This is a genomic window from Shewanella sp. LC6, from assembly GCF_006385735.2.
In the GTDB taxonomy this organism is placed as follows: domain Bacteria; phylum Pseudomonadota; class Gammaproteobacteria; order Enterobacterales; family Shewanellaceae; genus Shewanella; species Shewanella xiamenensis.
This window is the reverse complement of record NZ_CP043902.1, coordinates 4246502-4260213: the sequence shown is the minus strand read 5'-3', so window position 1 is coordinate 4260213 and position 13712 is coordinate 4246502. Positions and strand designations below refer to the sequence as shown.

9 protein-coding genes and 1 riboswitch are annotated in these 13712 nt (G+C 49.7%); of the genes, 6 read left to right on the top strand and 3 right to left on the bottom strand.

The features are described 5' to 3' along the window. Positions 1–111: 111 nt before the first annotated feature. Positions 112–341, top strand: a riboswitch (cobalamin riboswitch). A 108-nt stretch (positions 342–449) separates the two neighbouring features. Both FJD32_RS19060 and FJD32_RS19055 read left to right on the top strand, forming a co-directional pair. Then, positions 450–2411, top strand: a complete 1962-nt coding sequence (locus FJD32_RS19060; protein WP_088586120.1) for a TonB-dependent receptor — start codon at positions 450–452, stop codon at positions 2409–2411. 261 nt (positions 2412–2672) lie between these two features. Beyond that, positions 2673–3401 (top strand): HDOD domain-containing protein, encoded by a 729-nt coding sequence (locus FJD32_RS19055; protein ID WP_037414412.1) that lies wholly within the window; start codon positions 2673–2675, stop codon positions 3399–3401. 59 nt (positions 3402–3460) lie between these two features. Here the strand turns inward: FJD32_RS19055 and FJD32_RS19050 are convergent, their stop codons facing one another. Next, complete coding sequence (locus FJD32_RS19050) at positions 3461–4366, bottom strand: LysR family transcriptional regulator (protein WP_088586119.1); 906 nt, start codon at positions 4364–4366, stop codon at positions 3461–3463. A 200-nt stretch (positions 4367–4566) separates the two neighbouring features. Here FJD32_RS19050 and metE point away from each other — a divergent pair, with 200 nt between their 5' ends. The 4 genes from metE to FJD32_RS19030 all read left to right on the top strand — a co-directional run bounded on the left by metE (position 4567) and on the right by FJD32_RS19030 (position 11843). Next, entirely contained in the window at positions 4567–6837 is a 2271-nt protein-coding gene (gene metE / locus FJD32_RS19045) for a 5-methyltetrahydropteroyltriglutamate--homocysteine S-methyltransferase (protein ID WP_088586118.1), read from the top strand. A 371-nt stretch (positions 6838–7208) separates the two neighbouring features. Beyond that, positions 7209–8420 carry an efflux RND transporter periplasmic adaptor subunit gene (locus FJD32_RS19040; RefSeq protein ID WP_088586117.1) on the top strand — a complete coding sequence of 404 codons (1212 nt, stop codon included), beginning with the start codon at positions 7209–7211 and terminating at the stop codon, positions 8418–8420. 2 nt (positions 8421–8422) lie between these two features. After that, complete coding sequence (locus tag FJD32_RS19035) at positions 8423–10393, top strand: MacB family efflux pump subunit (protein ID WP_088586116.1); 1971 nt, start codon at positions 8423–8425, stop codon at positions 10391–10393. Positions 10394–10397: 4 nt separating this feature from the next. After that, the gene (locus FJD32_RS19030; RefSeq protein WP_088586115.1) at positions 10398–11843 is read left to right on the top strand and encodes an efflux transporter outer membrane subunit; all 1446 of its coding nucleotides are present in this window, start codon (positions 10398–10400) and stop codon (positions 11841–11843) included. Between the two features lie 78 nt (positions 11844–11921). Here the strand turns inward: FJD32_RS19030 and FJD32_RS19025 are convergent, their stop codons facing one another. Then, positions 11922–13046, bottom strand: coding sequence for a site-2 protease family protein (locus FJD32_RS19025; RefSeq protein WP_047534546.1), 1125 nt, complete (start codon positions 13044–13046; stop codon positions 11922–11924). Between the two features lie 205 nt (positions 13047–13251). Further along, on the bottom strand, positions 13252–13629 hold the full coding sequence (locus tag FJD32_RS19020; RefSeq protein ID WP_037414404.1) for a DUF4144 domain-containing protein: 378 nt from the start codon (positions 13627–13629) through the stop codon (positions 13252–13254). Positions 13630–13712: the final 83 nt, after the last annotated feature.

The following is a 13712-nucleotide window of genomic DNA, read 5'->3' as shown; positions in this document are numbered from 1 at the left end:
CTGAGATTAATGGACTTTCATCCGTATAGACGTCTATAATGCGCGCGCTTAGGTCTTTAATATTCTGAGCCTTGTTGGGCGTTAACAGGTTTGACGCCCTTTGAACCTAATTTTGAGTCAACCTTCTGTGGTGCTTGCGATGATGAAGTCGCGAGATAATCGGGAAGCCAGTGAAATTCTGGCACTGCCCCCGCAACGGTAAAAGGTGAGAGACGACCGCATTTGATAGGCGTTCACGATGAGCCCTGTAATCGAGTGTGTAAAGGTCAGTTTCGCGTTCATCTCAAGTTGAGATGGATATAGCCTAAGTCCGGAGACCGGCCCTAAAGGTGTTTTTGAGATTTCGGTGGGCAGATCTCAAAATGCGATAGTGACTATCAGTGTTTTCTACTGAATCAACGGTATCGTGGCGCTAATGCCCCGTTTTCCTTGTAGGAGTTAAAGGTAAAATGGGAACACATCCAACCAAAATTGCGCTGCTGATTGGCAGCCTTTGCAGTGTATCAATTATCGCGCCCGCTGTGGCTGCCGATGAAACTCATGCCGCCAACGTCGATGAGCATATCGTGGTGATTGGCCGTGCTGATAAGACCCCGTTAAATATTGCCGCTAATGTGAATGTGATTGATGCTGCGGCGATTGAAATGAGTGGCGCAACCAGCTTGACCGAAGTGTTACGTGGTCAAAGTGGTATTCAACTGTCCGACAATAACATTGGCACTAGCTTTGCGATGCGTGGCTTTAGCGCCAGCTCTGCGGTTAACAACACGCTGATTTTGCTCGATGGTCGCCGCTTAAATAATATTGATATCGCCGCGCCTAGCCTGAATGCGATTCCACTCAATTTAATTGAGCGGGTCGAGATTTTATCGGGCAGTGCGGGCGTGCTCTATGGCGACCAAGCGGTAGGCGGGGTGATCAATATTGTGACTAAGTCGCCTGAGAATTCGGGCGGCAGCGTGCAATTATCCGGCGGCAGCTTTAATACCTACGAAGGTCGCGGCGATGTGTCGGGCGCCATCAATAAAGATTGGCACTATTTCCTGACTGGTAGCTACAACCAAGGCGATAACTATCGTAAGCATAATGCCAATGAAACGGGTTCTATCCTTGGCCGTATTCAATATAAAACCGCCACAGATTCTTTCTTCGTTGAAACCAGCTATTACGATGATGACCGCGAGAATCCTGGGGCGTTGACCCCTAAGCAGTTCAAAGAAAACCCACGTCAGTCTTCTAATAGCAGCGAATATGTTCATGAGATGACCACGGCGGCGCGCAGCGGTTATCAGCATCAGCTTAACCAAAACTGGGCCTTGGTGGCGGATCTGGATTACAGCGATACCTTAGTGAGCTCATTAAACTGGGGGGCGGGTAGCCAAAATACTCGCTCGTTGCTGATGTTTAGCCCTAAAGCGCTCGCCAACTACAGCACCCGTCAAGGTGAGCTCAACCTAGTCACAGGTTTGGATATCAGCCGCGGTAAAGCCGAGTTTGACTCTATGGCGCGCAGTAACGTGCAGGAAATGCAAAGTGCTTACCTGCAAGCCACTGTGCCGTTAAGTCACACCTTAAGCTATGTGGTGGGCGGACGTTACGCGCGGGTGACTGACGATCTGGTCGATGGCAATGTCTATCCAAACGGTATTGATTTAGATGAAGATGCCACTGCATTCGAGTTCGGTTTAAATTACCGCCCGAGCGCCGAGCACAGATTCTATCTACGTGGCGATGAAAACTTCCGTTTCGCTAAGGTGGATGAGCAAGCCTACACCCCGAAAGATGTGTATGGCTTAAAGCCGCAGACCGGCCGCTCCTATGAAGCGGGTTGGGATTGGGCTGTTGCCAGCCAAACTTTGCGAGTGAGCTTATACCGCCTCGATTTAGAAGATGAAATTGTCTTCGACCCGAGTGCGGAAAAACCTGTTGGTGGCAGCTTCCAAGGCGCTAACGTTAATGCCGATGCTTCACGCCGTTATGGCGCGAGTGCCGATTGGGATTGGCAGGTGACTAAAGCGTTGCAACTAGGTCTTGAGTACAACTATATCGATGCCGAATTTACCGACGGGGTGAATGATGGCAAGCAATTGTCTTGGGTGGCCGAGCATTCGGGACGCGGTTATGTCAGTATGGATTTTGCCGAACATTTTCAAGTCTTTGCCGAGGCCATTTATACGGGCGATCGCTTTATCGAAGGCGATAATGCTAACCAAGGCGATAAATTGGCTAGTTATGTCTTAGGTAACTTGGCACTTAACTATACCCGTGACGCCTGGTTAGCGAGCCTGCGTATCGATAACCTGTTCGATAAAGACTATGTCAGTGCTGGTTATTATGCTGGTGGAACCTATGACGGCTATTACTCAGGCCGAGGCCGTGATATTCGCTTTACTGTCGGCTACCGTTTCTAAGCTGAACCCTGATAATTAAGTGATTTAGTACCTTTTTAAGCCAGACTCTGTCTGGCTTTGTTATTTCTGCTGTTGGGTGCAGAGAAAAATAATCTCTACGGGTGTAATATAGGCTAAGTCGTTGCTTATACTATAAAGCACATCATCTTTACGGTTAACGCAATTATTCTACGACTTAGTGCTGAAATTCTTTGTAGTTTGGGTATGATGTGAGCGGTATTCGAATCATCTTATAGCTAATTAACAGGTGTAAAGTGTCCTATGACAGATCTTGAGCAACAGGTTTTTACTCAAGTGAGAGCCATCATAGCGAATGAAGAGCAAGTCATTGGCCGCCGTGGGATCTTAATTCCACTGAAAAAGGCCATTCTTGCCGAAGGCGATATTCGTAATGTGATCGATATTATTTCGAGTGATCCCGCGTTAGCGGCCCATATGTTGATGCGCAGTAATTCGGCGCAAGCTTCTGGTGTGGTTAGCCCTAAGTCTCGCTCTTTAAAAGATGCCTTAATTCGTTTGGGCCAAGTTAATATTTACCGTTATGCCTTTACATTTTATTTGAAAGAACGCCTCGATGAATTGCCTCAACCCTATAAGAAGTTGGTTCAAGGTTATTGGAAACTCACGGAAAATATAGCAACTGATGCGGTTGACAGCTTAGTTGATATGCCGGATGTCGATATCGACCCCGATGAGGTGCAAACTTTGGCGCTGTTTAGTGTGTTCGGCCAGATTATTGCTTTAACCGCATTTGCTTATTTGAATGCCAGCTCTGAGCAATCTTTCCCGCTAAGTGTGATTAAGTCTTTGATCGATAATCAGCAACAAACTTTAACCATCGAAGCCTTTGAAGCCTTAGATCTTGACCAAGATCTGCGCCAAGAGTTTATGATCGCCCACAATCTGCGCCAGACCCGTAATCAAAATTCCCCCGGGTTAATTCTGCGCCGAGTATTGTCAATGCGTGGTTTATTGCTTAATCCGCTCTAAGCACCGCTCATAAAAACAAAGCCTGCAATAGCAGGCTTTTTTGTTAAACATTTCAACGCTTAATTGGTTTTTTGCTGGCGGGCTAAGCCTTCGCTTGCTACTAGTTGCAGCCAGTTTTGCACTAAGGCCGAGTTCGCGCTGTGGCGGCGATAAGCCCCAAATAGCGGGCGTTTTAAGCCTTCTTGACCCAGTTTGACTGAAGCTAAACTCAAACCATGTCCCTCATTGATAGACCAATTTGGTAAGGCGGCGATACCGTCCTTACAGGCGATGCGCTGCAATAACATCATGGTCAAATCGCAGGTCTTTTGCTCGCCGGCTTCTATACCCGCGGGTTCTAAAAAGTGACGGTAAATATCTAAACGCGCCAGTGGCACCGGATAACTGATTATCGGCAAGCGCGCCAATTGCTTGGGCGTAACATAGGCTTCTTTCGCTAAGGGATGATCCTTAGAAACCACTAACTTCACTTCAAAATCAAACAAATGCTGATAGGCGAGCGAGTGACCTGGCACGGGATCTGAGGTCAGCACTATATCCAGTTCGCCCATTTCTAGGGCATTGAGCGAGTCGAATAGATGACGGCTGGAAAGATCTAACTCGGCTTGGGGATGATCTTGCCTAAACTGCTCCATCACCGGCATTAGCCAGCGAAAACAGCTGTGGCATTCAATGCCGACTCTGAGCTGATTGGTTTCAGTTTCCAGCCCATTTTTGAGATCGGTTTCCGTCTCCAATACCTTAGGCAGGATCTCTTCGGCGAGGTGCAACAGGCGTGCACCTTCCTGAGTAAAGGAGAGCGGTTTGCTCTTACGCACAAAAATGGGCGAGTTAATTCGTTGCTCTAACTCCTTAATTTGATGGGAGAGAGCCGATTGAGTGACAAAACGTTTTTTGGCTGCGCCCGCCAAGCTGCCACTTTCCTTCAGGGCCATTAAGGTTCGCAGATGTCTTAGTTCGATCATGATCACTCCAAGTGAATTTCGCTCATGTTGTGCTTGAAATCAATTCGGTTGCTGGCATAGAGACTATCACAATAAACTTCTAGACGTCCAGACGCCCATTGTGATTTATCTTGGCTTAAGTGCGAAAAGTTGCCAAGAAAACACCATCAGCTGGGTGCAAGTGCCGAATATGGCTTATCTCAAATAAAGGAAGATATGGTATGCAATTAAACAGTCTAGGTTTTCCCCGTATCGGGCGTCGTCGTGAATTAAAGTTTGCCCTTGAAAAATACTGGCGTGGTGAGAGCACTCAAGCCGAGCTGCATGAGGTGGCTAGGGAGTTACGCCGCACCCATTGGCAATGGCAAGTGGCCGCAGGGATAGAGCAAGTACCTGTAGGGGATTTTGCCTTTTACGATCAAGTGTTAACCCTGAGTGCGACCTTAAACGCTATCCCCGATCGCCACCGTGGTGAGGGTGCTATCGATCTTGATACCTTATTCCGCGTTGCCCGTGGCCGTGCGCCAACTGGCACCGATGCGCCAGCCTCGGAAATGACTAAGTATTTCAACACTAACTATCACTACTTAGTGCCAGAGCTTAAGCAAGACCAAGAGTTCTCTATCGCCTATGAGCAGTTTTTTGATGAAGTGGCCGAGGCGCAGTCCTTAGGTTATCAAGCCAAGCCGGTGCTGTTAGGCCCCGTGAGTTACTTGTATCTGGCAAAAACTGTGGGTCAGGATTTCGATAAACTCAGCCTATTGCCAAATCTGTTAAAGGCCTATGCCGACATTCTTGCGCGTTTTGCTGCGCAGGGCGTGACTTGGGTGCAACTTGAAGAGCCGATTCTAGCACTCGAATTAACTCATGATTGGCAAGCAGCGATTAGCCAAGCTTATCAAGCGCTTAAAACGGCTCAAGTGAAGATTTTACTCACCAGCTACTATGGCAGTATCAGTCATCATCAGACGCTGGTTTCCGCGCTGCCAGTGGCGGGTTTGCACTTCGATTTAGTGACTGCCCCTGAACAATTGGCCTTGTTTGCCAATGCCTTAAGACCAGATCAAATTCTGTCAGCTGGCGTAGTTAATGGCCGTAACGTGTGGGCGGCAGAGGTTGACCTGATTGTTGAGCGTATCGGCGGTGTTGCCCGAGACTTAGGCCAGCGTTTATGGATTGGCACCTCCTGTTCACTGCTGCACAGCCCTGTGGATTTAGAGGTAGAGACAACGCTCACGCCGGCGCTACGTCAGCAGCTCGCATTTGCTAAGCAAAAGCTGTTGGAACTGGCTAATGTGCGCCAATTGTTGCAGGCCCCTGAGTCTGTCGCGGCCAAAGAGATAGTTAACACCTGTTTGGCACGCCGTGAGGCTAAAGCACAGGCGGCGGATGCTAAAGTGATCGCCCGTGTTGCTGCGCTGACCCCAGCCGACTATGAACGTGTGAGCGAATTTACTGAGCGCCAAGCGGTGCAGCAGCGTAAGTACCGTTTGCCATTGTTGCCAACGACCACGATTGGCTCGTTCCCACAAACACCAGCAATCCGCGGACTACGTAGTCGCTGGCGCAAGGGTGAGCTAAGCGATGCCCAATATACTGAGCAGTTGCAGCAAGTAACCCGCGATACCATCGACCGCCAGCTTAAACTCGGTATCGATGTGCTGGTACACGGTGAGGCCGAGCGTAACGACATGGTCGAATACTTCGGTGAGCAGCTCGAAGGTGTGGGCTTTACCAAAAATGGTTGGGTACAGAGTTATGGTTCTCGCTGCGTTAAGCCGCCATTGATTTATGGTGATGTGAGTCGCCCGAAAGCCATGACGGTTGATTGGGCTGTATTTGCCCAAAGCCTGACGGACAAACCCGTCAAAGGCATGCTAACGGGCCCGGTGACGATTCTACATTGGTCGTTTGCCCGTGAAGATATCAGCCGCGATACCATTGCCACCCAATTGGCGCTGGCAATTCGTGATGAAGTGGTGGATTTACAAAATGCAGGTATTGGCATTATTCAAATTGATGAGCCAGCCTTCCGCGAAGGTCTGCCATTAAAGCAAAGCGAGTGGCAGGCTTACTTAGATTGGGCGGTGAATGCCTTTAAACTAAGTGCGGCGGGTGTGGTGGATGAAACCCAAATCCACACCCATATGTGCTACAGCGAGTTTAATGACACGATTGCGGCCATTGCCGCCATGGATGCGGACGTCATCACCATCGAGACCTCGCGTTCACGCATGGAGCTGCTCAACGCCTTTGAAGATTTTGAATATCCAAATGAAATTGGCCCAGGCGTTTACGATATCCACTCGCCAAATACGCCAAGTGTTGAGGCCATGGTGCACCTTATCGAAAAAGCGGCGCAAAAAGTGCCAGTGCGCCAACTCTGGGTTAACCCCGACTGCGGCCTTAAGACACGCACTTGGGCTGAAGTAGAACCCGCGCTGAAAAACATGGTCGATGCGACCCGTGAACTACGTCGCCGCCTTGGCTAAGCACTGTAAAATCTGCAATGAATGCCTCTTTGGCATAGCGTAAACAACAGGGATACCTAAGGTATCCCTGTTTTGCTATTGGTTGTTTGAACAGACCTTCGCTTATAAAAATCAGCGTTTCACGCCATGACCCTTTAGTTTGAGGTATGCAGATAATCTCAAGTAACATGGATTTATATGGTTCAACGTTTTATCCGTATATTTAAAGGTCTAGGGCGCAAACTTCTACACAGATATTTGCAAATCTTTACCTGATATCGACACTTCCTTCGTCTACTGTGCTTAGCTAACTCTATATACTGACAGCACTATTTTTCTTCCCGCAAGATACACGCTTGCGCCCATTGGCATTGATGGACACCTAGATTCAGATGAAAAAATCCTCAAAGCGTAAATTGATATTGATCCTAAGCGGCCTCATCCTCCTTGGGGGCGGCGCTTATTTTCTGCTACATAAACCCGAGGCGGCTCCAAGCTATGTGACTGAACCCGTTAGACGCGGCGATATTGAAAACTCGGTGCTCGCCAACGGCATGTTGCAGGCCTCCAAGCTGGTGAGTGTGGGCGCGCAGGTCTCAGGGCAAATTCTGAGTTTGCCTGTGGAGCTAGGCCAAGAGGTGAAAAAGGGCGATCTTATCGCGCAAATCGACAGTCTTGCCCAGCAAAACAACCTGCAAAATGCGCTGGCATCCCTTAAAAACATCAATGCCCAGTATCGTGCTAAGCAGGCGCAAATTCGTCAGGCAAAACTCGAATATACCCGTCAGCAGCAAATGCTCGCCGATAAGGCCAGCTCCCGCGCAGACTTTGAAGCCGCCGAAGCCACGCTCACGGTGTATCAAGCCGAGCTTGAGCAGTTAGAAGCGCAAAAACAACAGGCTGAGATTAATGTCGACAGTGCCAGAATCGATTTAGGTTATACCAAGATCACTGCGCCTATGGATGGCACCGTCGTTTACTCTGCGGTCGAAGTGGGTCAAACCGTTAACGCCAATCAAACCACACCAACCATAGTCGAGATGGCGCAGCTCGATACCATGACGGTCAAGGCGCAGATCTCCGAAGCCGATATCGTCAATGTGCGCCCCGGACAGCCAGTGTATTTCACTATTCTTGGCAGACCTAACCATCCCTATCGCGGCACCTTAAGGGCGATTGAGCCTGGCCCGACCTCAATGGATGGTGACGATAGCAATATGAGCTCGAGCGATTCAGACGCCATTTATTACCATGGCCTGTTCGATGTCGAAAACCCCGACCGTACCCTACGCATTGGCATGACGGCGCAGATTTCGATTGTGCTTGCCAAGTCTGATGATGCGCTGTTAGTACCATCGCAAGTGCTGAGGGTAAAACCAAGGGATAAAGCGGCTCCGCCAGCGGAAGGCAAGTCCCGTGGGCCGCAATATCAAGTGCCTGTATTGGTGAATAACCAAGTGCAATATGTGGATGTAACTGTTGGTATTAATAACAAAATCAATGCCGAAATCCTGTCTGGCCTGAACGAAGGCGACCAAGTGGTGCTCGGAATGCCCGCCGATGGTTCGACCATGAAGTTCCGTGGCCCACCAATGAGGTTTTAAGCGTGACTAAGCCATTACTGGAAGTGTCAGCTTGCTACCGCAGTTTTCAGGCGGGTGAGCAACAACTGACTGTACTCAAAGATGTTAATCTTTCCATCGCCCGGGGTGAGATGGTGGCGATTGTCGGCGCCTCGGGTTCGGGTAAGTCGACCTTGATGAATATCTTGGGCTGTTTAGATAAACCCTCAAAGGGCGCGTACTTTATCGATGGCCAAGATACCTCGCAGATGGATGTGGATGAACTCGCAAAGCTGAGACGTGAGCATTTTGGCTTTATTTTTCAGCGATATCATTTGCTTGGCGATCTTAATGCCGTCGGTAACGTCGAAGTGCCCGCCGTGTATGCGGGTAAAGATCGCCTTGAACGTAGACAGCGCGCTGAGCACTTATTGTCGCGCTTGGGTTTAGGTGAGCGTCTCGATCATAAGCCGAATCAGCTCAGTGGTGGCCAACAGCAGAGGGTGAGTGTTGCGCGGGCGCTGATGAATGGCGGTGATGTGATCCTTGCCGACGAACCGACGGGCGCTTTAGATAGTCACAGCGGCGAAGAAATGATGCGGTTATTACAGGAACTGCACCGCGAAGGACACACTATTATCATCGTCACCCACGATATGCATGTGGCGCAGCATGCCGACCGTATTATTGAGATTAAGGACGGGGTGATTATCAGCGATGAGCCTAATCCCGCCTCAAACGTTGCTGCTGCGCCTAAGACTGAAGTGATCCCCGCCAAGACGAAGGTGCGCGCCCGCGTGGCGGCATGGGACAGATATGCCGAAGCCCTGAAAATGGCGCTGCTGGCGATGTCGACCCATAGATTGCGCACCTTTTTAACTATGCTCGGCATTATTATCGGTATCGCTTCAGTCGTGTCTGTGGTGGCGCTGGGTGAAGGCTCGCAGCGGGAAATCTTAAAGAGCATTAGTTCGATGGGCACCAATACCATAGACATTCGCCCCGGCTCAGGCTTTGGTGATAGGCGCTCGGCAAAGGTACGAACTTTGACTGCAAGCGATGCTAATGCACTGAAAAACTTACCCTATGTCGATAGCGTCACCCCGAGCATTGGTTCGAGTGCGACGGTGCGTTATGGCAATAAGGCGGTGACGGCGACTGTGAATGGTGTGGGTCCAGAGTTCTTCCGGGTTAGAGGCTATGAGCTCGCCCAAGGGCAGTTTTGGGATGATGACAGTGTTAATGCGTTAGCGCAGGATGCGGTGATCGACGAGAACACCCGTAAACAGCTGTTCCCTAACAGTAGCGGCGTCATGGGCTCTGCCATCGGGGAAGTCATCTTCCTCGGGGATTTGCCGGTGCGGATTATTGGTGTCACTCAGCCTAAGGAAAGCGCCTTTGGTAACAGTGATGCCCTCAATGTGTGGGTGCCTTATACCACGGTATCAGGCCGGATGGTGGGCAAGAAATACCTTGATGGCATTACTGTTAGGCTCGATGAATCCGTACCGAGCAATGCGGCGGAGCAGGGCATTATTAGCCTGCTGAAGATGCGCCACGGCACCCAAGATTTCTTTACCATTAACACGGATACCATTCGCCAGAATATCGAGAAAACCACCGCGACCATGACGCTATTAATCTCGGCCATTGCGGTGATTTCCCTCGTGGTGGGTGGTATTGGGGTGATGAATATCATGTTGGTGTCGGTGACCGAACGTACCCGCGAGATTGGCGTGCGCATGGCGGTTGGGGCGCGCCAGAGCGATATTCTGCGGCAGTTTTTAATTGAGGCCGTGTTGGTTTGTCTGTGCGGCGGCGCGCTTGGGGTGGCCTTGGCCTATTTGATTGGCGTGGTGTTTGCCCAAGCGGGAGGCAGTTTCCAGATGATTTATTCGACGACTTCTATTGTTGCCGCCTTCGCCTGCTCCACCTTAATCGGGGTGTTGTTTGGCTTCCTCCCCGCTCGCAATGCGGCGCGTTTAGACCCAGTTGATGCACTAGCAAGAGAGTAACGCAATGAATGATCAAGTTTTAACGCATCAAAACAAATTAAACTGCCGTGTCGGTTTATCGCTCAAGGTCAGTGTGATTGCCATCAGCATCGCACTGCTGTCAGGCTGTGGCGCGCTGATGCGCTCCGACTTTGAGCCGCCTGCTTTGCAGGTGCCAGAGCAGTGGCAGCATACCCAAGTGAATGACCCTGTGAATGGCCAAGTGAGTCTCGACCCTTGGTGGCATAAGTTTAATCAACCCGAATTAAATCAGTTGATTAGCCAAGTGCTTAGCAGCAATAATGATTTGACTCTTGCGACTTTGACCTTGCAAAAGGCGCGTTTACAGGCGGGGTTAGCGCGGGATGATTTGTATCCACAGCTCAGCTCCAATAATACGGCGTCTGTGAATAAACCACTGGATGGCGGTAGTTCGAGCAAGGCATTTCAGGCGAACCTGTCGGTAAGCTATGAGGTGGATCTCTGGGGCAAAGTGTCGGCCAATATCGACCAAGCCCAATGGACGGCGCTGGCAAGTCTCGAAGATAGGGAGAGCACGGCGCAGAGTCTCGTCGCGACGACGGCTTCGCTCTATTGGCAGATTGGTTATCTGCATCAACGGATTGAACTGAGCAATAAGAGTATTGAACACAGTCGGCAAACGTTGGCGTTAACCCAGCGCCAATATGCCTCGGGTGCCGTCACAGAGCTGAATGTGCTCGAATCCCAACGCAGTTTAGCGGGGCAAGAGGCCTCCCACAGTCAACTGCTGCAACAGTTGGTTGAAGCTGAAAATGCTCTGGCAATCTTACTCAATCGCGCCCCGGGGCAAGTGGCGGTTGAGATCAAGCAATTGCCGGACAATGCGGTGCCTGAGGTTGGTGTCGGTATTCCCGCCGACTTGGTTGGCCGTCGTCCCGATGTGAAGGCGGCCCTGTATCAATTGCGCTCGGCGCTGGCCAGTAAGGATGCGACCTACGCCAGTTACTTCCCAAGCTTGAGTTTGACTGGCAGCGTAGGGGAGTCGACCTCAGAGCTAAAAGAGCTATTGCGTAATCCCGTGGGGAGTTTAGGTGCGGGCTTAGTGCTGCCTTTTTTGCAATGGAATCAAATGCAAATCAACAATGATATTGCCGATATCGACTATCAATCTGCCATCGTCAGCTATCGTAAAACCCTCTACAGCGCCTTCGAGGATGTGGATAACGCCATCTCGGCCAAGCAGCAATACGCTTACCAAGGTGAGAAGCTTGAGCTGCAATTTAGCGCCGCCGCCCAGGCCGAAGCCATTTATGAGAGCCAATATCGCCATGGTGCTATCGGCATTCAAAATTGGATCGATGCGCAGGAGAATCGCCGCAGCGCCGAGGCCGCATTGCTGGAGAATCGCTATAACCAATTAACGGCCCAAGCGACACTCTACCAAGCCTTAGGTGGGAGCGATATCGCGCCGCCATTAGCGGATAACTAATTGAATCATTCATAAATAAAAAAACCGCGATGCCTTAAGCAATCGCGGTTTTTTATTATGTGGATCAGACGATTGCGTTTAGCTGCGCAGGATCTGGAGTGGCAGGCTTAACATATCATCGCCCGTGCCTGCTAAGTGCCAGATAATCCCAACGAGGGCGGCAACGGTCACTAAGTACCAAATGGTTGAGAATATCTGCCCATATCTGTCTAGCGGCAACAGGTGGCTTTGATGACGAGTACGCCACTCGAACACTATCTCTAAGCTACCGATAAGCAATAGGAAACCGAGCAGGGCAAGGCCCAAGGTGTAGCTGATATACACCCCAAAGGCGGCGCCAATCACACAGGCAATTAACCCCATAATGCTGTTCATCGAGAAGCTAATGCTTTTTAAAATATGGCCACCATCGAGGGGTAAAATTGGCAATAAATTAAACAGGTTAAGTAGCGCGTTAAAGGCCGCAAGCCCTGCAAAGAAGACATTGTCCGTCATGTGGTAAGCGATAAGTGAGCCTACCGACATCAATAGGCCGAAGGTTGGCCCCATAATCGAGATGACCACATCCTGCCAGCGGGTGTTAATCTTTTCATCGCTGAGGGCGAGTCCCCCCATAAAGGGGATGAGGTAAATTCCTTTGGTTTTCATCCCAAAATACTTCATCGCGCGAATATGGCCGTACTCGTGGAATACCAAACAGGCGATAAGTGCCAAGGCAAATTGGAATGAAAACAACCAAGAGTAGGCCGCCACACTCGCGCCCGCGAGTACCACTTTGATGACCTTAGCGCTTTTGAGTAGCTTAAATCCAAGGGACGCTAAACCAACAAAGCTAAATTTTTGTGGTGTAGTCACTGGGATTTCAGGGGTTTGGCGTTCGATATCTTTTTCGGTACGAGTGCCTTGGGCAATCACTTCTTCATCAATAAGCAGTCGATAGTCGAATCTAAAGGGCTGCCAAACCACATCAGTTTCAAGTCGCACAAGGATTTTATGCTCAAGAACTTGCGCTTCGCCATGCTCGCTGGCCAATTGGCTATGCTGTTGAGTGAGTTCAAATTCATGGACTTTAAGGCCGCCATTATCCACTGAAGCGGCTTTTTGTGAGACTAAGGTATTGTCCCAAAAGAGTTGTTGCCAACCTGCGAGGGAGCCTTCCAAACGCAGTGATTTGCCTAAGCAGTCAATCTTAAGTAGTTCCAATTTAGGTTCCGTTTGTTGGTGTATCCGAATGATGTCCAGCGTTGATTTGGCACTTTAAGGCAAAGTATGCAGACCAATCGCTTTGGACATAACGGGCTGGGCCGTTCGTGATAAATTATGCCTGCTAAATGTGGTTGAGGATATTAGCTTTTTGGATCATCTCGTTGAAGACTGTGAATCCTATCAGATTTTACTTTGCTTCTGCTTAGTCATCTAAGCTATGGACGATTTCCATCCCTTGGGCGAATGTTGTAAACGCTAATTTGGCCACACAGCATTGGCCTACGGCATTGGCATGTTTTTGTACCCATTTAATAAAATCGGTGAGGGGCAATTTGTGCTCTTGTTTTAGCAGGTTAGGTAGCTCACCAATAGGATCTTCATGAATAGTGGTTGGGGTGGCGCGGATCAAATATTGGTTACCTAAGCTGTCGAGTAACAGGTCCGTATCGATAAATTGATGCTGGTAAAGGCAGGCGAGTTCTAACCAATCACGTTGATGGCCAAGATAAAGGAGTTCATCATTTTGAGTCAGCTTAACTACTGCAGGCCATTGAATATCAGCCATTTTTACTTGAGTCATGTGTATTCCTGGGGCCATGTTCTACTTCAACCTATCACATTTATCCTTATCCCCCAACGCTGGCGTTTACATGGGGAATCGTA